This is a genomic window from Actinomadura kijaniata NBRC 14229 (assembly GCF_001552175.1).
Classification (GTDB): Bacteria; Actinomycetota; Actinomycetes; order Streptosporangiales; family Streptosporangiaceae; genus Spirillospora; species Spirillospora kijaniata.
Genome location: NZ_BCQR01000011.1, coordinates 81,520 through 101,541, shown reverse-complemented (window position 1 = coordinate 101,541; position 20,022 = coordinate 81,520). Strand labels below are relative to the sequence as shown.

Below are 20,022 nucleotides of genomic sequence, written 5' to 3'. Positions count from 1 at the left end.
GTCCTCGAAGGCCTGGATGATCTCCTCGCGGGTGTTCATCACGAACGGGCCGTAGCGGGCGACCGGCTCCCGGATCGGCAGCCCGCCCAGGACCAGCACCTCCCAGCCGTTCTTGCCGGCCAGCGGCTGCGCGTCGGCGGCGCGCAGCAGGATGCCGTCCTGCTCGCCCTGGAAGTGCGAGCCGCCCAGCATCGCGAACTGCCCCTCGCCCAGGCCGATCTCCTCGCGACCGACGACGCCGTCGCCGGACAGCACGTAGACCATCGCGTTGAACTCGCGCGGCCACGGCAGCGCCAGCCGCGCGCCGGGCGCGACGGTGGCGTGCACGTAGTTGATCGGCGTGTGGGTCATGCCGGGGCCCTGGTGCTCGCCCAGCGCACCGGCGATGATCCGGACGACCGACGAGCCGTCCTCGGCGGTGACCAGCGCGACGTCACGCGGGCCGATGTCCTGGTAGCGGGGCTCCAGCCACTTCTTGGAGCGCGGCAGGTTCACCCACAGCTGCACGCCGTGGAACAGGCCGCCCTTGGCGACCAGCTCGGGCGTGGGCTGCTCGATGTGCTGGATGCCGGAGGCGGCCGTCATCCACTGGGTGCCGCCGTCGGTGATCACTCCGCCGCCGCCGGTGGTGTCCTGGTGCTGGAACGCGCCGTCGATCATGTAGGTGACGGTCTCGAAGCCGCGGTGCGGGTGCCAGGGCGTTCCCATGGCCTCGCCGGGCGCGTACTCGACCGCGCCCATGTGGTCCAGCAGCAGGAACGGGTCGGCCAGCGCCAGGCTCGCGGTCGGGAACGGGCGGCGGACCTGGAAGCCCTCGCCCTCCACGTGCCGTTCGGCGGTGACCACCTTGGCGACGCGCCGCCAGCCGGTGGTCGACTCGGGCAGCCGCGGCAGCCGCGGCAGGGTCAGCGGGTTCGCGGTGACGGCGGGCATCGGTGCCTCCTGGGTCTTCGGGGACCGGCCCCCGATCGGGCCGGTCGCCCCGCACAACATTCTTGAAACTTCAACTATTCCCGGAGACGGATCCCCCGTCCGCGACCGGTGTGACCGACTCTAACCCCACATAGTTGAAAGTTCAACAGAAGGCTCTATACTGGGCGACATGACCGAACCGCGCTGGCTCGATGCCACACAGCAACTCCACTGGCGCGCCTTCGTGGACGGTAACATCCGGCTCACCGAACTGCTCGACCGCGACCTCAAATCCAAGCACGGCCTGTCCCTGCCGGAGTACGAGATCCTCGTCCGCCTCTCCGAGGCGCCCGAGCGGCGACTCCGCATGGCCGAACTCGCCGCCAACGCCAGCCAGTCCCGCAGCCGCCTGTCACACACCTGCTCCCGCCTGGAGAGCAAGGGCCTGGTCTTCCGCGGCGGCTGCCCCAGCGACAAGCGCGGCGTCTACGCCCACCTCACCGAGGAGGGCTTCGCCGCCCTCGACCGCGCCGCCCGCGACCACGTCGAGACCGTCCGCGAGTACTTCATCGACGTGATCGACCCCGGCGACCTGGAGGCGATCGGCCGCGCGTTCACCGCCGTGATCAACCGGCTGAACGCCGACTGATCACCACCCCACACCCGTCAGGAACCCGAGCGAGATCAGGGTCAGGAACAGCCACCCGGCCATCATCCCGACCCCGAACGGCCGCCACCCCCCACCGACCTGCCACGCCAGCAGCCCGCCCAGCCCGAACGCCAGCACCAGCAACGTCACCATCTGCGGCAGCAGGCTCCCGCGATCGCTGGACATCAACGGCGCCCACATCATCACCGCGTCCACCAGCAGGAAGGTCGCGAACCCCGCCAGCCCCGCGCCGAACGTCCGCGGCTTCAACTCCGGGACCCGCTCCCAGCGCAGCAACGGCGGCCGCCGCACCGCGGCCTCCTCCACCCGGGACGCCACGGAGAAGATCTCATCCTCCAGGCTGGGCACATCCCGCTCCTGAGGCTCCGCCATACCGGCCCCCAGTGATCGACATCGGGACGGTCCTCCACCGGACACGTCGCTCCACCGCACCGTAGCGAATCCATGTCCAACACGCAGGCCCCCACCCGTGCCATCCTGCTGTTATGCGAGGTAGAGGGCTGAAACACGGCGCCGCGCTCCTGACCGCGTTCACCGCGGCGACCGCCGTCACGACCGGATGCGGCCAGGGCTCCGACGACAAGGGCACCGGCACGGCCACCCCGCCCCGGACCACCACGACGACCACGCCGCCGCCCACCACCACGACCACACCCGCCGTCCAACGCTTCGAGGCCCGCGTCACCAAGGTGACCGCCGCCGACCTCAAGCACTCCTGGCGCGAGGGCTGCCCCGTCCCCCCGTCCGGCCTCCGCATGATCCAGATGACCTACTGGGGCATGGACGAGCGCCCCCACCCCGACGGCCGCCTCGTCGTCAACGCCCAGGCCGCCGACGACCTGGTCAAGGTCTTCCGCAGGCTCTACGACATGCGCTACCCGATCCGCCGCATGGAACCGGTCGACGCCTACAAAGGCAGCGACTTCGACTCGATCGAGGCCAACAACACCTCGGCGTTCAACTGCCGCAACTCCACCGGCGGCACCCGCTGGTCCCAGCACGCCTACGGCCTGGCCGTCGACATCAACCCCTGCGAGAACCCCTACGTCTCCAGCTCAGGAGAGGTCGCCCACAAGGACTGCGTGAAGTTCCGCAACCGCCAGCGCCGCGACCCCGGCGTGATCCACGACGGCGACCGGGTCGTCAAGGCGTTCGCCTCCATCGGCTGGGAATGGGGCGGCCACTGGAGCGGCATCAAGGACTACCAGCACTTCTCCAGCACCGGCCGCTAGACCCGCGACGACCTCGTTCTCCAGCCACAGGGTCTACCCGGCGCGGGCGACCATGCCCCGGACCACCGCAGCGACCTCAGCGGGCCGATCGGCCGGACCGATCTCCTTGCAGGGACCGTCGGCCGGCACACAGATGTGCAGCGGCCCGTTCCAAGGCACAGGGTGGCAGGCAATGCTGAGGCCGTGCACACGGATCTCCGCCAACGAGACCAGCACGCCGGGATCAACCCGCGTGCCACCCCGACCCAGCTCCTCCGACAGACGCTCCAACGCAACCCACTCGGACCTCTTGAACGCCTCAGCCGCGCTCACGAGTGCATCCCTTCAACGCTGTACCAGGTCTCGGCCTCGCGCATCGCGGCCTCCAGGTCCTCCGGGCGGGCACGCTCCAGGACCGGAGCGGTCAGGCCCCGCGCGGGCAGAGCCCAGTAACGGCGGGTCTTCGGGCCCCACCAGACCGTCCACGCCGGATGGTTCCGGTCGAGCAGACGGGCTATGACGCGGCACCGCTCGTCGTCGGCGAGGCCGCCGACCCCCCACTGTCCGATCTCGTAGCTACCCTGCCCACTCCGGACTTCCTCGTTGAGCACCTGTGAGATCGGGTTACCGACGACCAACGAGTCATGCTGTGGCGCCGCCGACAGCCCCCGCTCCTTGCGGGTGGCAGGCTGGTGGAGTCCCTGCTCGCTCATGCCATCGAGTACAGCGATGATCATGATCGGTCGGGAGATGACATCTGGTGACATCGAAAGGGCCGCGATGCCGACGACCGTGACGATCACCGGCACCCGATCCACAGGACACCGCCCCCTCGCCGAGTACCGCGCCATCTTCGAGGAGTACGTACGCCCGTTCGCCACACCGGGCACGCGCTTCTACCTCGGTGGCGCAACCGGCATCGACTCGCTCGCGCTGCTGTGGCTGGCCGGAGAGACCACGGTGAAGCTGACCATCGCGGTCCCGGCCAAGCTCGGCGACCAGCCCGCTGACGCCCGCCGTGCCATCGCCACCACGCAGGACACCGGCCGCGTCGAACTGGTCGAGCTCGGCGGGGAAACCCGTACGCCGGGCTACCACGCCCGTAACCGCTGGATGGTCGATCGCAGCCAGTTCGTCATCGGCTTCCCGCGCGCCGGAACCACCACCAGCGGCACGCACTACACCCTCGGCTACGGAGCAGAGCAGGGAAAACCACGGCTCATAGTGCCGATCTAGAGTGACCAATGGTGTACTGCGAGTATGGACCGGCCGCCGTCCGCCTGCGCACGCACGCTCCGACGCCTACGCACCTCCCGCGGCTGGTCATGGTCCGATCTCGTCGGCCACCTCCAGACCGCCGCGCGAGCCCTGCGCATCACCCGCATCGCCGCCGCGCAGCCGGGCAGCATCCGCCGCACCGTCGCCCGTTGGGAATCCGGCAAGAGCACGCCCGACGAGCAGTACCAGCTACTCCTCGCCTACACGTACGCTCGCACCCCGACCGGTGCCGTCGCGCTCGGGCCCAGCTCGGATCTGGCCGAGCTGCTCGACGGCCTGGCCGCCGCAGGAGTCGAACCGACGCGGCTGGACGAGCTGACCACCACGGTCGCCGCGTCGATCACCAGCCACGGCATGTCGCTGCTGGCGTTCCTCGGCGGCGCGCTCCAGAACGATCTGACCGAGGCGCTCGCCGACCCCACTCGCGTGGATCTCCCCGTCCTGGAGGGGCTGGCCCACGCCAACAATGCCGTGAACGCCCAAATCGGCAGCGTTCCGTTCGTTCGCCTGCATCTCGCACAGGCCGCGATCGTGGACTCCTGCCGCCATCTGCTCCAGGGCACACAGCCGGACATCGTCCGTACGCGGCTGCGCGACGTCGCCAGCCGCTCCTACGCCCTCGCCGCGAGGATTGCATTTGAGACCCGCGACGACGCCGCCGCCCTCCGTCTTCACAGCGATGCCGTGGCCACCGCCGACCCGGCCGCGCCATCGCAGCGGGCGCTGATCCGCACAAGCCAGACGATGGTCGTCTACTACAGCACCGGCGACATCACCCGAGCCCGGCGCATCGCCGACGCCGCCGCGCAGGATGCCCGGCGCGGGCCGAGCGCACTGATGCGTGCCCGCGCGCATGCCCTACAGGCAGAGATGGCCGCCCGCGCCGCGCGGCAGCGCCACGCACAGGCAGCGCTGCACCTGGCGTGGCACGACCTGGAAGGAGATATCGGCGGCGACCCGATGCCGGGCGCGTTCTCGGCCGGGCGGCTGCGTGGGTTCGAGGGCGTCTGTGGAATCTTCCTCGGTGCCGCTGAGGCGGCCGAGCAGCAGCTCACGCAGGCCGCTGGGACGCTGACGCGCACCCGTGAATCCGTGCAGCGGTCCATCGTGCTGGCCGACCGCGCCCTGGCTCGCCTCCACACGCAGGGGGCAGGCGCGGCCGAGACCTCAGCGGAGCAGCTTCACGAATGCGTCGATCTGGTCGCCGCGACCCGCGCCCGCGTGCCCGCGCAGCGGCTCCGCCAAGCCCGCCTGGAACTCCGCCCCTGGAGGAGCGAAGGATTCGTGGGGGATCTGGACGACCACATTCACACAGCGCTGATCGGACTCTAACGACGCTTGGCACCCGTCAGTACCGCCAGGCCGTCGGACTTCATCCTCACGCCGAGCCACCTCCTCGGCGAGGCGTCGTCATGCCAGTCGGGCAGCGTGAGGCGAAGGCTCATCAAACACACGTGCCCTTCCAACAAGGCCCAACGCCGCCCACCTTGCTTAACGACGTTTCCGCAGGTGAGAGGCTATTCAGAGAGAACGTTGCGGGTCAGAGCGGGACCGCGCCGGAGGTCAGACCATCATGAAGGCGATCGCCGCGATGGCGACCACGGCCACGACGGCGACGACACCGATCACCAGCCCCATGTTGACCCCGGAGGTCTTCACGGGCTGCTGCGGAGTCTGCCGGGCGAAGTTCTCGAACTGCTGCGTGGTCCCGGCCGGGTCATTCGGAATCTGCGACATGCGGGTCAGAGTAGCGGACCAAATCCCCCCTCTTCATGCCAAATAGACACGCGCTCTCCGGGCCGGTCCACCCGGGCGCCGCCTGCGATCACGTTGTCGGCGGGCCCGCGTCAACGCCGGTGAACTTCGCGGCCGTGACCCGCTATCGTGGACGTGCTCGTTGGAGGCTTCGCATAGTGGACGAGTGCGCTGGTCTTGAAAACCAGAGAGTCGGTAGCCCCGGCTCCGTGGGTTCGAATCCCACAGCCTCCGCTTCTCGCGGCTCCTTCCGTTCTGTCGGGAGGGGCCGTTTTCGTTAGGGTCCGGGTATGGATCATGAGGAGAAGCTGCCGCGGTACCGGGTGCTGACCGGGCCGGACGACGCGACGTTCTGCTGGCGGGTCAGCGAGATGCTGGATCTGGGGTACGAGCTGCACGGGTCGCCCTCGGTCACCTTCAACGGGGATCGGGTGATCGTGGCGCAGGCTCTCGTCCGTCCGCAGTGACGATCTTGTGGCCGGGGACGGAGGGCCAGCGGACGGTCATCACCGTGGACTCCTCCTCGGCGCGCCAGGAGTGGTCGACCTGGTGCCAGAGGACGTAGTCGCCCTGTTCGGCGAGTTCCACGTCGCCGTCGGGGAACTCCAGGACGAACCGGCCGCTGATGAGGACGAGCAGGGCGGTGCGCTTGTCGTCGGTGGTCCACTCGGCGCGGCGGTCGCCCCTGCGGTGGACGCCCCATTTGATCTCGACCTCGGTGCTGTGGCGGAGGTCGTCCTCGGGTTTGAAGTGTCCGAGGAGCCAGCCGTGGTCGGCCGCGGCGTCCGGTCCCGCCTTGCCCGTGTAGACGTTCTTCACGGGGAGTGAATGTAGTGCGGCCGGTCCCGTCGGGCGAACGGGACCGGCCGTGGTGTCACTACTGGGGGCGCTGGTAGGCGAAGCCGTCGCCGACGTAGGCGGCGAGGGTCAGGTATGCCTCGCGGGTGGGGGAGGCGAGCTGTTCGAGGTCGACTTCGGCGCCTTCTTCGAGGTGGTCGTCGTAGGGGATGCGGACGACGGCGCGGCAGCGGCTCTCGAAGTGGGCCTGGAGTTTGTCCAGGTCGACCTGGCTGCGGGTGCGTTGGCGGACCATGGACAGGACGACGACGCCGTTGCGGACCAGGTGGCCGTGGTCGTGGGCCTCCAGCCAGTCGAGGGTGGCGCTGGCGGAGCGTGCGCCGTCGACGGACGGGGAGCTGACGAGGACGAGCTGGTCGGCGAGGGCGAGGACGCCGGACATGGCGGAGTGGAGCAGGCCGGTGCCGCAGTCGGTGATGCAGATGGAGTAGTGCTGTTCGAGGATCTCGGCGACGGCGGTGTAGTCCTCGGCGCTGAAGGCCTCGCTGACGGCGGGGTCGCGGTCGGAGGCGAGGATCTCCAGGCGGGCGTCGTTCTGTGAGGTGAAGCCGCGGATGTCGGCGTAGCGGCGGGTCCGCTCGGGGTTGTTGAGCAGGTCGCGGACGGTGGCGGCGGTCTCCAGGCGGACCTTGTCGGAGAGGGTGCCGCGGTCGGGGTTGGCGTCCACGGCGATGACGCGGTCGCCGCGCAGGGAGGCCAGCATGGAGCCGAGGCCGGTGGTGGTGGTCGTCTTGCCGACGCCGCCCTTGAGGGACATGACGGCGACGCGGTGGTGGCCGCCGGCGACGGGTCGGCGGGCGCGTTCGATGAGGTCCTTGCGGCGCAGTTCGGCCTGGGACTCGCCGGGGTGGATGTTGCCGCCGGTGGCCTTGTAGACGGCCTTGCGCCAGCCGGAGGAGGGCGCGATGCGGCGTTCGCCGAGGAGGTTCTCGGAGCTGAGGCTCTCGGCGGTCTGGGGCGGGGCTTCGGGGTGCTGAGGGGTGGGGGGCTGCGGGTAGCCGCCGGGGCCCGGCTGCGGGTAGCCGGGCTGTCCGTATCCCGGTTGCGGGTAGCCGGGCTGGGGGCCGTAGCCCTGAGGGGGTGCGTAGCCGTGCGGCTGCTGCGTCGCCGGGCCGTAACCGAGGAACGGGGGCTGGTCGGCGGGCGGCTGCGGCTGCGCGTCGTGCTGGGTCTGGTCGCCGCCTGCGAACGGGGGCTGCTGGTGGTCAGCGGCGGGTGGGAACGGCGCGTTCTCCTGGGGCGGGCCACCGGCGTTGTCGAACGGCGGCGGGGCGGGCGCGAACGGCGCACTCTCCTGCGGAGGCGCGGGCGGGAACGCGGCGTTCTCCTGCTGCGGTGCGCCAGACGGGTCGAACGGCTGCTGGCCAGGCGCGAAAGGCACACCCTGCTGCGGGGGCGCGGGCGGGAAGGCGGCGTTCTCCTGCGGCTGACCGCCAGCCGGATCGAACGGCGGAGCGGACGAGAAGGGCGCGCCTTCCTGCGGGGGCGCGGATGGGAACGGCGCACCCTCCTGGGGCTGGCCACCGGCGTTGTCGAACGGCGGCGGAGCAGGCGCGAACGGCACGTCCTCCTGCTGCGGCGCGGGCGGGAACGCGGCGTTCTCCTGCTGCTGGGCGCCTGCCGGGTCGAACGGCGGCTGGCCGCCGACGGCGAACGGCGGCTGGGCAGGCGCAAACGGCGCGCCTTCCTGCGGCTGGCCGCTGGCGGCATCGAACGGCGGCTGCGCGGGCGCGAAGGGCGCACCCTCCTGCGGAGGTGCGGGTGGGAACGGCGCACCCTCCTGGGGCGAGCCACCGGCGTTGTCGAACGGCGGCGGAGCAGGCGCGAACGGCACGTCCTCCTGCTGCGGCGCGGGCGGGAACGCGGCGCTCTCCTGCTGCGGTGCGCCAGAGGGGTCGAACGGCTGCTGGCCCGGCGGGAAGGGTGAACCCTCCTGGGGCTGGCCACCGGCGGCAGCGTACGGCGGCTGCGCGGGTGTGAAGGGCATGCCCTCCTGCGGAGGTGCGGGTGGGAACGGGTTGCTCCCCTGCGGGGGGTGGCCGTTGGCCGGGTCGATCGGGGGTTGGGCCTGGTTGCCCTCGAACGGCGGGAACTGCTGCGGCGGGAAGCCCTGCGGGTAGGGCGACTCGAACGGCGGCTGCATCGGGGCGCCGCCGTTGTAGGGCTGCTGGGGCAGTTCGAACGGCGGAGGCGCGGAGCTGTACGGCGGCGGGGGCGGGACGTCGCCGGGCTGGAAGGGGGGCGGCGGCTGGTCGAAGTCCTGCGGGGGCGGCGGGGCGGACCAGCCGTCCGGGGCGGGCGGCGGTGGGGCGCCGAACTCCTGGGGCGGGGCGGGCGGGGGCGCGGCCAGCCAGGGGTTGTCCTGGGGTTCGGCCGGCGCGGGGGGCCGTTCCTCCGCGGGAGTCGCGGACGGGCCGGAGGTCTCGCTGTTCATCTTGTCCAGCGAGGCCAGACGTTCTTCCAGGGAACGTCCCTCGTGCTCGTTCCTTGACACCCGTGTCTCCCCTCGGACCCGTGCAAAAAGGTACGGATCGGCCATGGTCCCAGGGCAGGATACCTGCCAATATCATGCGGCCCATCGGTAAAGCCACGTCCAACACTTCGACCTCGCCGGGGGAGGCTGTGGAGCGTCGGAAACCGTCGGGTGAGCGGCGGGTAGCGTGAGGCGTATGCATGCGATCGTGATCCGTGAGCCAGGGGATGCCGACGTTCTGGAGTGGACGGAGGTGCCCGATCCGGAGCCCCGTTCCGGCGAGGTGGTCGTCGAGGTCGTGGCGAGCGCGGTGAACCGGGCCGACGTCATGCAGCGGCTCGGGTTCTATCCGCCGCCGAAGGACGCTCCCCCGTATCCGGGGCTGGAGGTGTCGGGGCGGATCGTCGCGCTCGGTCCGGAGGTCGAGGGCTGGAGCGTCGGCGACGAGGTGTGCGCGCTGCTCGGCGGGGGCGGTTACGCCGAGCGGGTCGCCGTTCCGGCGGGGCAGTTGCTGCCGGTTCCCAAGGGTGTGGAGCTGGTGGACGCGGCCGGGTTGCCGGAGGTCGTCTGCACGGTGTGGTCGAACGTGTTCATGCGCGCCGGGCTGGGCGCCGGGGAGACGTTCCTGGTGCACGGCGGCGGCAGCGGGATCGGGACGATGGCGATCCAGCTGGCGCGGGCGTTCGGGGCGCGGGTGCTGTGCACGGTGGGGTCGGAGCGGAAGGCCGCGTTCTGCCGGGAGCTGGGCGCGGAGCCGGTCAACTACCGCGAGGACGACTTCGTGGCGCACGGCCCCTACGACGTGATCCTCGACAACATGGGCGCGAAGTACCTGGCGCGCAACGTGGAGGCGCTGGCGCCCGGGGGGCGGCTGGTCGTCATCGGGTTGCAGGGCGGGACGAGGGCCGAGCTGGACCTGAACGCGTTGCTGGTCAAGCGGGCCTCGGTGCACGCAACCTCGTTGCGGGCCCGTCCGTTGGAGGAGAAGGCGGAGATCGTCGCCGCCGTCCGTGAGCATGTGTGGCCGCTGGTGGAGTCGGGGGACGTGCGCCCGGTGGTGGACCGGAGGGTCCCGATGGCGCGTGCGGCCGAGGCGCACCGGCTGCTGGAGGACAGCGGCCATATCGGCAAGATCTTGCTGACCGTGTGAGACTGGAGTCACCATGAATGAGCCTCAGCAGCGTTCCGAGCAGGACCCGCAGGTCCTGGTGGTCGGCCCGAACGGCATCGCGATCAGCGGCCCCGGCGGGGGCGGCGGTGACGAGGGCGACCGGGAAGAGAAGTCGGTGGCCGAGATGGTCGAGCAGCCCGCGAAGGTGATGCGCATCGGCGGGATGATCCGGCAGCTTCTGGAGGAGGTGAAGGCGGCCCCGCTGGACGAGGCCAGCCGTGCCCGGCTGCGGGAGATCCACCAGTCCTCGATAAAGGAGCTGGAGGACGGTCTGGCGCCGGAGCTGGTCGAGGAGCTGGAGCGGCTGTCGTTGCCGTTCGCCGAGGGCGCGGTGCCGAGCGAGGCGGAGCTGCGGATCGCCCAGGCCCAGCTGGTCGGCTGGCTGGAGGGGTTGTTCCACGGCATACAGACCACGCTGTTCGCGCAGCAGATGGCGGCGCGGGCGCAGCTGGAGCAGATGCGGCGGGCGTTGCCGGCCGGGCTGGTGCAGCAGGGCGAGGCGGAGCAGCCGTCGCCGCGGCACTCGTCGGGTCCCTACCTGTAGGTCGGGAGGGCGGGTCCTCGGGCGGTCACGGGAAGAGCCGTTCGAGGACCCGTGCCACGCCGTCGTCGTCGTTGCGGTGGGTGGTGTGGGTGACGCAGGCGAGGACGTCGGGGTGGGCGTTGGCGACGCCGTAGGAGGTGCCCGCCCAGGTGAGCATCGGCAGGTCGTTGGGCATGTCGCCGAACGCGACGACGTCGGCGGCGGAGATGCCGTGGTCGGCGCAGAACTCGGCGAGCGCGCTGGCCTTGGTGACGCCGTGGGCGCTCATCTCCAGCAGGCCGCGGCCGGAGGAGTGGGTGACGGTGACCAGGTCCCCGACGGCCTTGGCGGCCTTCTCGGCGAGGGTGTCGGGGTCGGCGGACGGGTGGAACGCCAGGAGTTTCGTGCCGCCGCGGCTGGTGAGCTCCTCGCCGTCCACCGGTCGTCCGCCGAGGGCCGCGGCGTCCCAGCGGCCCAGGTTGTAGCGGGCCTCGAAGACGAACCCGTCGGGGTATTCGACGGCGAACCGCAGTTCCTCGTCGACGGCGCGCAGCCGTTCCACGGTGGTGGCGATGACGTCGGGTTCGATGAGGCGGGCGCGGAGCACCGCCTCGGTGTGCAGGTCGTACAGGACCGCGCCGTTGGCGCAGATGGCGACGCCGTGGTGGTCGACGGCGGTGGCGATCTCGTGCATCCAGCGGGGCGGCCGTCCGGTGACCATGACCAGGATCGCCCCGGCGCGTTCGACCCGGGCCAGTGCCGCCACGGTGCGGGCGGAGACGGTGCCGTCGGAACGCACGATGGTGCCGTCCAGGTCGGTGGCGATCAGTCGGGGCGTGCGAGCGGTCATGTCACCTTCCTGCGTCCCGCCGCGGGCGCGGTCGCGGCGGATCCGAGCTTAGGCGACGGGGTGTCGGTTTCCGACACCCGAGCCCTCGAAGATCCGTTCGCGGGAAGGGGCCGGGGGCCGTCTCCCTTCCCCAAGGAGGCGGCCCCCGGTGTCCGGTCAGCGCTTGACGGGTTCCAGGACCTCCAGGCCCAGGTACTTGCGCAGCGCCTCGGGAACGTGGACCGAGCCGTCGGCCCGCTGGTGGTTCTCCAGGATGGCGACGATCCAGCGGGTCGTGGCCAGGGTGCCGTTCAGCGTCGCCACCGGGCGGCTCCTGCCGTCGGCGTCCTTGAACCGGACCGACAGGCGGCGCGCCTGGAAGTCGGTGCAGTTCGAGGTGGAGGTGACCTCGCGGTAGCGGCCCTGTGTGGGGACCCACGCCTCGCAGTCGTACTTGCGGGCCGCGCTGGCGCCGAGGTCGCCCGCCGCCACGTCGATCACCCGGTAGGGGATCTCAACCTTGGCGAGCATCTCCTTCTCCCAGTTCAGCAGCCGCAGGTGTTCCTCGTGGGCGTCCGCCGGGTCGCAGTAGGAGAACATCTCCACCTTGTCGAACTGGTGGACGCGGATGACGCCGCGGGTGTCCTTGCCGTAGGAGCCGGCCTCCCGGCGGAAGCACGACGACCAGGCGGTGTAGCGCCGCGGCAGGGCGTCGATGATCTCGTTCATGTGGTAGGCGGCCAGCGGGACCTCCGAGGTGCCGACCAGGTACAGGTCGTCCTCGGGGAGCTGGTAGACCTCGGCGGCGTGCGCGCCGAGGAAGCCGGTGCCCTCCATGGCCTCGGGCTTCACCAGGACCGGCGGGTACATGGGGACGAAGCCGTTCTCGACGGCCTGTTCCATGGCGAGGTTCAGCAGCGCGTACTGCAGGCGCGCGCCGACGCCGGTCAGGTAGTAGAAGCGGGCGCCGGAGACCTTGGCGCCGCGTTCCATGTCGATGGCGCCGAGGGTCTCGCCGAGCTCCAGGTGGTCGCGGGGCTCGAAGTCGAACGTCGGCACCTCGCCGACGTGCTCCAGGACGACGTAGTCGTCCTCGCCGCCGGCGGGGGCGCCGTCCTCGATGAGGTTGGGGACGCCCTTCAGCACGGTGTCGAGTTCGGCGCCGAGCCGGTCGGCCTCGGCCTCGGCGTCCTTGACCTGCTGCGCCAGCTCCTTGGCGCGGGTCAGCAGCGTCTGGCGCTCGTCGCCCTGCGCCTTGGAGACGGACTTGCCGAAACTCTTCTGCTCGGCACGCAGGGACTCGAACGAGGACAGCGCGGCGCGGCGCTTGGCGTCGAGTTCCAGCAGCGTGTCGACGACTTTCTCGTCCTCGCCGCGGGCGCGTTGGGAGGCGCGCAGGCGGTCGGGATCCTCTCGAAGAGCTCGCAGGTCAATCACAGTGACGAGGCTACCGGGGCGGGCGGGTCCTTCGCGCGTCTATATCACCGGTTCCCCGGTCATCGGGTGGCGTGGGCGAGCAGGGCGTGGGCGGGCAGCGCGATGCCGCCGTCGGGGGTCGCGTAGCGGCGGGCGAGGCGGTCGTACTCGGCCTTGACGCGGGCGACGGTCTCGGGGGTCTGGCGGCCGACGACGACGCCGTTGGCGCCGACGCGGGCGAGGGCCCCCAGTTCCCACCACTCCTCGGGGTCGACGGTGTGGTGCCAGGTGACGGGGTCGACGGCGGCGTCGGCGAAGCCCGCACCGGCGACCAGGGCGCGGAACGGCTCGGCGCGGCCGTACTCCATGAACGGCGGGGTGGGCAGGTCGTCGGGCCAGGGCACGCCTGCGGCGTCCAGGGCCTCGCGGACCAGGCCGAGCGCGCCGCTGCCGGGCATCTCCCAGCAGGTCAGGGCGAGGCGGCCGGTGGGGCGCAGGACGCGGCGCAGTTCCTTGAGGGCGGTGTGCGGGTCACCGACGTGGTTGATGACGAAGTTGCCGACGACGGCGTCGAAGGACGCGTCGGGGAAGGGGGTCTCGGGCAGGACCGCGACGTGGACGTCCAGGCCGGGGATGTTGCGGCGGGCGGTGGCGGCCATCTCGGGGTCGGCGTCGAGGGCGGTGACGTGGGCGCCGCGCCGGACGGCCTCGGCCGCGACGACGCCGGAGCCGACGCCGACCTCCAGCAGGCGGGTGCCGCCGGTGACGCCCGCCGCGTCGAGGAGCGGGCCGGCGGTGTGGCGGGTGAGGCGGGCGAAGCCCCGCTCGTAGGCGGACGCGCGTCCGGCCCACAGGTCACGCTCGTATGCGTCGAAGTCTGTCGCCATACCTCCGCACGTTAGCGGCGCCGGCGGTGGGTCTCCTGGAAACGGGCGGTCTTGGCGCGGTTGCCGCAGATCTCCATGGAGCACCAGCGGCGGGAGCCGTTCTTGCTGACGTCGTGGAACCACAGGACGCACTCGGGGTTGGCGCACTTGCGGACGCGGTCGGGGCGCTGGGCGTAGAGGCGGACGAGGTCGGCGGCGGCGGTCCAGGCGGGCAGCCACGCCGGGTCGTCGACCAGGGTCTCGACGGCGGGTTCGCCGTCGCGCAGGACGGGGCGGCGGGAGCCGCGGGCGAGGACGGCGTTGAGGGGTTCCTCGTCGCCGGTGAGGGCGGCGCGCACGGCGTCGCGGGTCCGCAGGAGGGGGTCCAGGGCGCCGTCGGCGGCGGGGAGGTCGTGCTCGGCCAGCCAGTTCGGCAGGCCGTCGGGCTCGTCGAACAGGTCGAACCGGCGGCCGTGGTCGATCCAGACGGTGTTGACCAGGTCCAGGGCGAGGGGCTCGCCGGTGAGCGGGCGCGTCATGCCGACAGTCTACTCAACCGGCTAATCGTCCTTGACTGGTTGGAGGGGGCGGGCTATGGTCATCGCACGATCAACCGGCTAAACGTCTTTTGATGGTTGGAGAAGTGATGACTGGAACGCGCCACCGGACCGTCCGCGTCAACGGGCTCGACGTCTTCTACCGGGAGGCCGGGGACCCCTCCGCGCCCACGCTGGTCCTGCTGCACGGCTTCCCGACCTCCTCGGTCGCCTACCGCACGCTGATGGAGGACCTGGCCGACGAGTTCCACCTGGTCGCGCCGGACTACCCGGGCTTCGGCCTCAGCTCAGCGCCCGCCGCGCACGAGTGGGAGTACACCTTCGACCGCCTGGCCGACGTGGTGGACGCCCTGCTGGACGAGCTGGGCGTCACCCGTTACGCGGTCTACGTGCACGACTACGGCGCGCCGGTCGGGTTCCGGCTCGCGCTGCGCCACCCCGAACGGATCACCGGGATCGTCACGCAGAACGGCAACGCCTACGAGGAGGGGCTGACCCCGTTCTGGAAGCCGATCCGCGACTACTGGGCCGACCCCTCCAAGGAGAACGGCGACGCGCTGCGCGGCCTGCTCACCCGGGACGCGACGCACTGGCAGTACACGCACGGCGTCCCGGACGCCTCGCTGGTCGACCCCGCGCTGGAACTCCACGACCAGGCGCTGCTGGACCGGCCCGGCAACCAGGAGATCCAGCTCGCGCTGTTCCTCGACTACGGCACCAACCCGCCCCAGTACTCCCGCTGGCAGGAGTACCTGCGCGCCCACCGGCCGCCGCTGCTGGCGGTGTGGGGCCGCAACGACGAGATCTTCGGCCCGGACGGGGCGCGCGCGTTCGCCCGCGACCTCCCGGACGCCCGGATCCACCTGCTGGACGCCGGCCACTTCCCGCTCACCACCCGGCTGCGGCAGAGCGCGGGCCTGATCCGCGACTTCCTGCGCGGTCTGTCGGACTGAGCACCGCGATGACCGCCACCCTCCCCGAGGCCCCGCGCCCGCCCGCGCGGCCCGCCCTCCCCCTCGCCCTGTGGACCACCCTCGCCGCCACGGCCGGGCTTCTGCTGCTGGCCGGGGTGGGGGCGGCGACCGGGACGCCGCTGTTCGCGCTGCCGTTCGCGGCCAGCGCGGCGATCGTCGCGGTCGCCCCGGGCGCGCCGTTCGCGCAGCCGCGCAGCATCCTGCTGGGACACCTGGCGGCGGGCGCGCTCGCGCTGGCGCTGACCGCCGCCGCCGGCCCGTCGGTGTGGACCGCCGCCGTCGCCGCCGGACTGGCCACCGCCCCGATGCTGCTGCTCCGCGCCCCGCATCCCCCCGCGACCGCGACGGCCGCGTTCATCGGGATGACCGCGCCGGACCCGTGGTTCCTGGTGAGCCCGGTGCTGATCGCCGGCGTCCTCGTCGTGGCGGGCGGCGTGGCGCTGGGACGGCTGCTGCCGGGACGCCGCTATCCGACGTACTGGCGCTGAACGCGGAGAGGCCCGGCGGGCGTCCGCCCGCCGGGCCTCTCCCAGTTCTTCGATCAGCGGATGTCGACGTACATGACGCGGCCGTAGCAGCCCCAGTGGTTCGCGGTCTCGGCGAACCCGGACCGCCAGTCGCCGTCCCTGCTCGCCGTGACCGTCCTGCTGAAGCGGCCCCGGGAGTCGGTCGTGGTCGTCGCCACGGCCTTCCACTTCGTGGAGCCCTTGGCACGGAAGTAGATCGTCACCTTGGCGCCCTTGGCGGCGGGCTTCGGGCCGTTCACGTAGCGTTCGAGGCGGCCGGAGATGGTCAGCTTCCGCTTGTTCAGCGCCCGTTCGGCCCCCAGAAGCTGGGTCTTGTACTTGGCCACGACGCGGCGGGCCGGACTCAGCGCGGCCACGTGGGCGGCGTCGCCCGCGTAACGGAACCGCAGGTACCCGCTGGCGGTCACCGGAACGGTGATCTCGAACCGGCCCTCGCTGGTGGAGTAGAGCTCCCCGGGCACGTCCTTCCAGGTCTTCCCGTCGGTGGAGTGCTGGAGACGCACCACGGGACGGTGGACCGGCTGGGTGGTGCCGTCCTCCACGCGACGCTTGAGCACTCCCGTCACAGTGGTGGTCATCGACTGGTACCGGGGCTCGTATCCGAAGTCCAACCGCTCGAACACGGGCACGTACTTCAACGTCAGCGGGCTCGCGGGCAACATCCGGCGCGCGTCCGCGTAGTCGCCGTCCCGGTGCCGCGTCCCAACGCTCCACTGCCGGTCCCGCCCCGCGACCACCGTGATCGTGTACGTGCCGTCCCCGGCGGTGGTGGCGGTGCTCTCGGCGCCGGTGGTGACGCCGCGCGCGACGATCCCCCGGTCCGCGAGCGGCGTCCAGTTCCCGGCGCGGGTGCGGCGCTTGAGCGTTCCGGTGATCTTCACGGTCTGCCCGACGGTCGTCGGCGTGGGGCTGAACGCCGCGCTGACCTCGGTGGCCTGCCGCTGGAACGGCGCGGGGAGCACACCCCTGGCCCGTCCGTGACGGTCGTTGCCCGCGAAGGACGCGGTCGGCTGGAGCGCGTTCACGGTCACGAGGCGGGTCCGGAACCCCCCGTCCGGACCAGTGGTGATCGTGGTGCCGTTGACGTCGATCTCCAAGCCCCGCAGCGGGGCCCGGTCGGCGGCGGCGACCAGCCGCCCCGTGAACTCGGTCTCGGGAGCCTCGACGTCGGTCGTGGAGGGTGTGACCCTCAGGTCGACGAACTCGGCCTTCTCGCGCTTGCGGACGCTGGGAGCGGCCTTGAAGGACACCCTTCGCTCGTACCGGTCCCCCGCGTCGTTCCAGACGGTGAACCCCACCCAGTAGTCACCGGTCGGTGGGTCCACCGGCCGCGTCGCCTCCAGGGTGATCTCGTGGTGGTCCTGGAACCTGAGCCGCGACGTCTCGGTGAACGCGTCGACCGTGAAGGCCGGAGCGCTCTCTCCCGCACGGTGGTAGCGGGCCTCGACCCGCGCGACCGGCAGCGCGGTCCGGATGACGAGCCGGGGCTTCAGGGGACCGTCGAACAGTTCGTCCGGGGTCCCGTCGCTTCCCGAGAGCACGACCGGGGTGTAGTCGACGAACCCGACTCCGTCCCTGCCGACCCGGTCGCCGGAGGCGGTCACGGCCTCGGCGTCCAGCAGCGTGCGCCCGCGCGGCAGCCGGACGGTGCCCTCCGTCACCCAGGAGCCGTCGGTCGCGCTCCCCGAGGTCAGCTTCAGCTCGGCGCTGCCGTAGGGCTCGCTCTGCCCCTCCCTGCGGAGTTTCACTCTGACGGCCGTGACACCGCCCGGAGCGACGACGGCGACACCGACCCTGGCGTCGCCGGTGGCCTTGTCCGTGACGTTCCCGCCCGCGCTGGGGAAGGTCACGGTCTCGTCGGCGTGGGCGGGGGCGGCCAGCGCGCCCACCGCCAGCAACAGGGCGGCCAGGGCCGCCGTCAAGCGTCGTGTCACTTCACATCCACGTAGTCGTCGGCGCTGGTGGAACCGAGGTAGGAGGAGCCGCCCGCGTAGGCGGCGCGCCAGGTGCCGTCCCTGGACGCCTTGACCGCCTTGCGGAACGCGCCCTTGGCGTCGGTGGTCGTCGTGGTCACGGCCGTCCACTTCGTGGAGCCCTTGGCCCGGAAGTAGAGGGTGACCTTCGCGCCCTTACCGGCGGCCTTCCAGCCGTTGCCCAGGTCACGGACGACGTTCCCCTTGAGAGTGAGGGCACCGCCCTTGCGGACGGGCTCGGGGGTGGCGTTGAAGTCCCGGATCGCCGTGCGGTGACGCACGTCGATCCATTTGGCGGGGCTGACCGCTGCGTCGTCCGGAGTCTGGGACGAGGCGTTGCCGCTGGTGCCGCCCGCGTACCGGACCCGCCAGTACCCGTCCTGGGTGACCTTCGCCTGCATTCCGAAGCGGCCCTGCCCGTGGCTGACGCCGCTGGCCCGGGTGACCCACTTCTTGCCGTCGGTGGAGAACTGGAGGTCGACGAAGCCTCCGATGACCGCCGTGTTCTCACCGCTGCTCTTGGGGCGCGACACCCGGCCGGTGGCGGAGAGCGAAGCGCCCTGGGCGATCGGGCCGGGGCCGAGCGCCACACCCTCGATCACCGTGGGCTGGCGGACGGACCGGGAGGGCGCGGTGGCCGACGTGGCCTTGTACCAGTGGCCGGGGACGGGCTCGGGGTACACCGCCTCCCAGAAGCCGCTGGCCCTGATGGTGGTGTCCAGGCGGTACCGGCCGTCGGCGTCGGTGGTCACCTCGGCGACCAGGTCACGCTGCGGGCCGCCGCTCGGAACGCCGTGGTGGTTGTAGTAGAGGGCGACCGTCTCGCCGCCCAGGGGGACCATGGCGTCGTCGGTGGCACGCTGCCGCTTGAGCTGGCCGGACACCGTGATCTTGTCGCCGACGTGCTCGGCCGACCCGCTCCGCACGGTGATCGCCGTGGGAACACCGCGCACGGTGGCTTTCACCGTGGTCGACGGAGGGGCGTGAACGCCCGTACCCGTGGAGAGCACCTGGGCCGTCCCCTCCCGGTCCAGCCGGACGGTGAGGGAGAAACGGCCGTCGGTGTCCGTCGTCGTCATGAGGTCCGTGTCCCCGCCGGAGTAGATCCGCGCTCCGGCGACGGGGGGCTGGGAGCCGTCCGGGTGCACTCCGACCAGGCGGCCGGTGACGGTGACCTCCCGGCGGTCGGCGTCGATCCAGTCCCGGTCCTGCCGCACGTCGAGCATGCGTGCGCGGTACCGGACGTAAAGCTTGCCGGAGCGGCGTTCCTGCCGGTCGTCCCGGTCGTTCCAGGCGGTGACGGTGAGCTGGTAGTTGCCGGGCGGAGGGTTCAGGGTCCGGGCGGAGGAGTAGACGGAGAAGCCGCCGTCCTGCCGCACCGGGCGGACATCGTCGGCCGTGCCGACCAGCTCGTTGGTCCCGGCCCGGTACAGGCGCATCTCGACGCGCTTGATCGGACGGTCGTGGGTGATCGTGGCCGAGCCCCCGAACGGACCGACGACATAGCCACCCACCTGGCCGTCGGAGGCGGCCTGGACGACCGGGCCGCCGAGCACGAAACGGTCGGCGGGCACGTCGGCGTAGGCCGCCTCCCGCCGCGCGTCACTCTGTCCGGCACCGTCGGTGACCACCACGTCCACGACGGTGCGGCCGTCCTTCAGCCCCATGGTCCCCGGCGTGCCCCACTGGCCCTCGGTCCTGCTCCCCCCGAACAGCTCGGTCGCCTCGGCCGTCGCGTACGGAGCGTCCTCGCCGCGCAGCCGCAGGCCGACGGTGACCTTCGTGATCCCCGCGGGTGAGGCGGCCCGCACCAGAGGACGGACCTCGTTCTCGCCCGGTGTCCGGGCCAGGATCACTTCCAGGATCGCCGCGCCCGACCCAGCGCGGGAGACCCCTTGGAGCAGGGTGAGGGTGAGCAGCAGCGACCCCGCGGCCGCCAGGAGTTTGCGCACGTCGCCTCCGTTGTCGCACGAGCAACAGAGGAGACGCCCGGATGATCGTTCCGGGTTACGCCCGCCGAATCACGTTC

General features: G+C 71.7%; 21 protein-coding genes and 1 tRNA gene. 10 read left to right on the top strand and 12 right to left on the bottom strand.

Annotated features, from left to right (window positions below; translation table 11 throughout):
• The coding region (locus AKI01S_RS05135) for a pirin family protein (RefSeq protein WP_067812577.1) at positions 1 to 933 on the bottom strand (933 nt) is incomplete at its 3' end.
• A 169-nt stretch (positions 934 to 1,102) separates the two neighbouring features.
• Here AKI01S_RS05135 and AKI01S_RS05130 point away from each other — a divergent pair.
• A complete protein-coding gene (locus AKI01S_RS05130; RefSeq protein ID WP_067812576.1) occupies positions 1,103 to 1,561 on the top strand; it encodes a MarR family winged helix-turn-helix transcriptional regulator in 459 nt (152 codons plus the stop codon).
• Here the strand turns inward: AKI01S_RS05130 and AKI01S_RS05125 are convergent, their stop codons facing one another.
• Positions 1,562 to 1,930, bottom strand: a complete 369-nt coding sequence (locus AKI01S_RS05125; protein ID WP_245681480.1) for a hypothetical protein — start codon at positions 1,928 to 1,930, stop codon at positions 1,562 to 1,564.
• 137 nt (positions 1,931 to 2,067) lie between these two features.
• On the opposite strand from AKI01S_RS05125, the gene AKI01S_RS05120 reads away from it, so the two are divergent.
• Positions 2,068 to 2,814 carry a M15 family metallopeptidase gene (locus AKI01S_RS05120; RefSeq protein ID WP_067812574.1) on the top strand — a complete coding sequence of 249 codons (747 nt, stop codon included), beginning with the start codon at positions 2,068 to 2,070 and terminating at the stop codon, positions 2,812 to 2,814.
• Between the two features lie 308 nt (positions 2,815 to 3,122).
• On the opposite strand, the gene AKI01S_RS05110 is transcribed toward AKI01S_RS05120, so the two are convergent.
• Positions 3,123 to 3,596, bottom strand: a complete 474-nt coding sequence (locus AKI01S_RS05110) for a hypothetical protein (RefSeq protein WP_169813902.1) — start codon at positions 3,594 to 3,596, stop codon at positions 3,123 to 3,125.
• On the opposite strand from AKI01S_RS05110, the gene AKI01S_RS05105 reads away from it, so the two are divergent.
• Both AKI01S_RS05105 and AKI01S_RS05100 read left to right on the top strand, forming a co-directional pair.
• The gene (locus AKI01S_RS05105) at positions 3,574 to 4,029 is read left to right on the top strand and encodes a hypothetical protein (protein WP_218009553.1); all 456 of its coding nucleotides are present in this window, start codon (positions 3,574 to 3,576) and stop codon (positions 4,027 to 4,029) included. The two genes, AKI01S_RS05110 and AKI01S_RS05105, sit on opposite strands and share 23 nt — an antisense overlap.
• Before the next feature lie 24 nt (positions 4,030 to 4,053).
• A complete protein-coding gene (locus tag AKI01S_RS05100; RefSeq protein WP_083998914.1) occupies positions 4,054 to 5,403 on the top strand; it encodes an NsdA family TPR-like regulatory protein in 1,350 nt (449 codons plus the stop codon).
• 231 nt (positions 5,404 to 5,634) lie between these two features.
• Here the strand turns inward: AKI01S_RS05100 and AKI01S_RS51590 are convergent, their stop codons facing one another.
• Entirely contained in the window at positions 5,635 to 5,808 is a 174-nt protein-coding gene (locus tag AKI01S_RS51590) for a hypothetical protein (RefSeq protein WP_169813906.1), read from the bottom strand.
• 162 nt (positions 5,809 to 5,970) lie between these two features.
• Here AKI01S_RS51590 and AKI01S_RS05095 point away from each other — a divergent pair.
• Positions 5,971 to 6,060 (top strand) — tRNA-Ser (locus tag AKI01S_RS05095).
• 56 nt (positions 6,061 to 6,116) lie between these two features.
• A complete protein-coding gene (locus AKI01S_RS48795; RefSeq protein ID WP_083998912.1) occupies positions 6,117 to 6,293 on the top strand; it encodes a DUF1737 domain-containing protein in 177 nt (58 codons plus the stop codon).
• On the opposite strand, the gene AKI01S_RS05090 is transcribed toward AKI01S_RS48795, so the two are convergent.
• Together AKI01S_RS05090 and AKI01S_RS54590 are read right to left on the bottom strand one after the other, a co-directional pair.
• On the bottom strand, positions 6,244 to 6,645 hold the full coding sequence (locus tag AKI01S_RS05090; protein ID WP_067812571.1) for a cupin domain-containing protein: 402 nt from the start codon (positions 6,643 to 6,645) through the stop codon (positions 6,244 to 6,246). The two genes, AKI01S_RS48795 and AKI01S_RS05090, sit on opposite strands and share 50 nt — an antisense overlap.
• 58 nt (positions 6,646 to 6,703) lie before the next feature.
• On the bottom strand, positions 6,704 to 9,178 hold the full coding sequence (locus AKI01S_RS54590; protein WP_369688702.1) for a MinD/ParA family ATP-binding protein: 2,475 nt from the start codon (positions 9,176 to 9,178) through the stop codon (positions 6,704 to 6,706).
• 175 nt (positions 9,179 to 9,353) lie between these two features.
• Here AKI01S_RS54590 and AKI01S_RS05080 point away from each other — a divergent pair, with 175 nt between their 5' ends.
• Both AKI01S_RS05080 and AKI01S_RS05075 read left to right on the top strand, forming a co-directional pair.
• Positions 9,354 to 10,307: an NAD(P)H-quinone oxidoreductase gene (locus AKI01S_RS05080; protein ID WP_067812570.1), complete on the top strand. Its 954-nt coding sequence runs from the start codon at positions 9,354 to 9,356 to the stop codon at positions 10,305 to 10,307.
• Between the two features lie 13 nt (positions 10,308 to 10,320).
• Positions 10,321 to 10,872 carry a bacterial proteasome activator family protein gene (locus AKI01S_RS05075; protein WP_067812569.1) on the top strand — a complete coding sequence of 184 codons (552 nt, stop codon included), beginning with the start codon at positions 10,321 to 10,323 and terminating at the stop codon, positions 10,870 to 10,872.
• A 25-nt stretch (positions 10,873 to 10,897) separates the two neighbouring features.
• Here the strand turns inward: AKI01S_RS05075 and AKI01S_RS05070 are convergent, their stop codons facing one another.
• The 4 genes from AKI01S_RS05070 to AKI01S_RS05055 form a co-directional block, all read right to left on the bottom strand.
• Entirely contained in the window at positions 10,898 to 11,701 is an 804-nt protein-coding gene (locus AKI01S_RS05070; RefSeq protein WP_067812568.1) for an HAD family hydrolase, read from the bottom strand.
• A gap of 156 nt (positions 11,702 to 11,857) precedes the next feature.
• The gene (serS, locus tag AKI01S_RS05065) at positions 11,858 to 13,117 is read right to left on the bottom strand and encodes a serine--tRNA ligase (protein WP_067812567.1); all 1,260 of its coding nucleotides are present in this window, start codon (positions 13,115 to 13,117) and stop codon (positions 11,858 to 11,860) included.
• A gap of 59 nt (positions 13,118 to 13,176) precedes the next feature.
• On the bottom strand, positions 13,177 to 13,983 hold the full coding sequence (locus AKI01S_RS05060; RefSeq protein ID WP_067812566.1) for a class I SAM-dependent methyltransferase: 807 nt from the start codon (positions 13,981 to 13,983) through the stop codon (positions 13,177 to 13,179).
• Positions 13,984 to 13,994: 11 nt separating this feature from the next.
• Positions 13,995 to 14,501, bottom strand: a complete 507-nt coding sequence (locus tag AKI01S_RS05055) for a CGNR zinc finger domain-containing protein (RefSeq protein WP_067812565.1) — start codon at positions 14,499 to 14,501, stop codon at positions 13,995 to 13,997.
• Positions 14,502 to 14,608: 107 nt separating this feature from the next.
• Here AKI01S_RS05055 and AKI01S_RS05050 point away from each other — a divergent pair, with 107 nt between their 5' ends.
• Positions 14,609 to 15,472: an alpha/beta fold hydrolase gene (locus AKI01S_RS05050; protein WP_067812564.1), complete on the top strand. Its 864-nt coding sequence runs from the start codon at positions 14,609 to 14,611 to the stop codon at positions 15,470 to 15,472.
• A gap of 8 nt (positions 15,473 to 15,480) precedes the next feature.
• On the top strand, positions 15,481 to 15,981 hold the full coding sequence (locus tag AKI01S_RS05045) for an HPP family protein (RefSeq protein ID WP_067812563.1): 501 nt from the start codon (positions 15,481 to 15,483) through the stop codon (positions 15,979 to 15,981).
• Positions 15,982 to 16,034: 53 nt separating this feature from the next.
• On the opposite strand, the gene AKI01S_RS05040 is transcribed toward AKI01S_RS05045, so the two are convergent.
• Positions 16,035 to 17,954, bottom strand: a complete 1,920-nt coding sequence (locus tag AKI01S_RS05040; RefSeq protein ID WP_157419667.1) for a hypothetical protein — start codon at positions 17,952 to 17,954, stop codon at positions 16,035 to 16,037.
• Positions 17,951 to 19,945, bottom strand: coding sequence for a hypothetical protein (locus AKI01S_RS05035; RefSeq protein ID WP_067812561.1), 1,995 nt, complete (start codon positions 19,943 to 19,945; stop codon positions 17,951 to 17,953). Before AKI01S_RS05035 ends, AKI01S_RS05040 begins: the two co-directional genes overlap by 4 nt.
• Positions 19,946 to 20,022 lie beyond the last annotated feature (77 nt).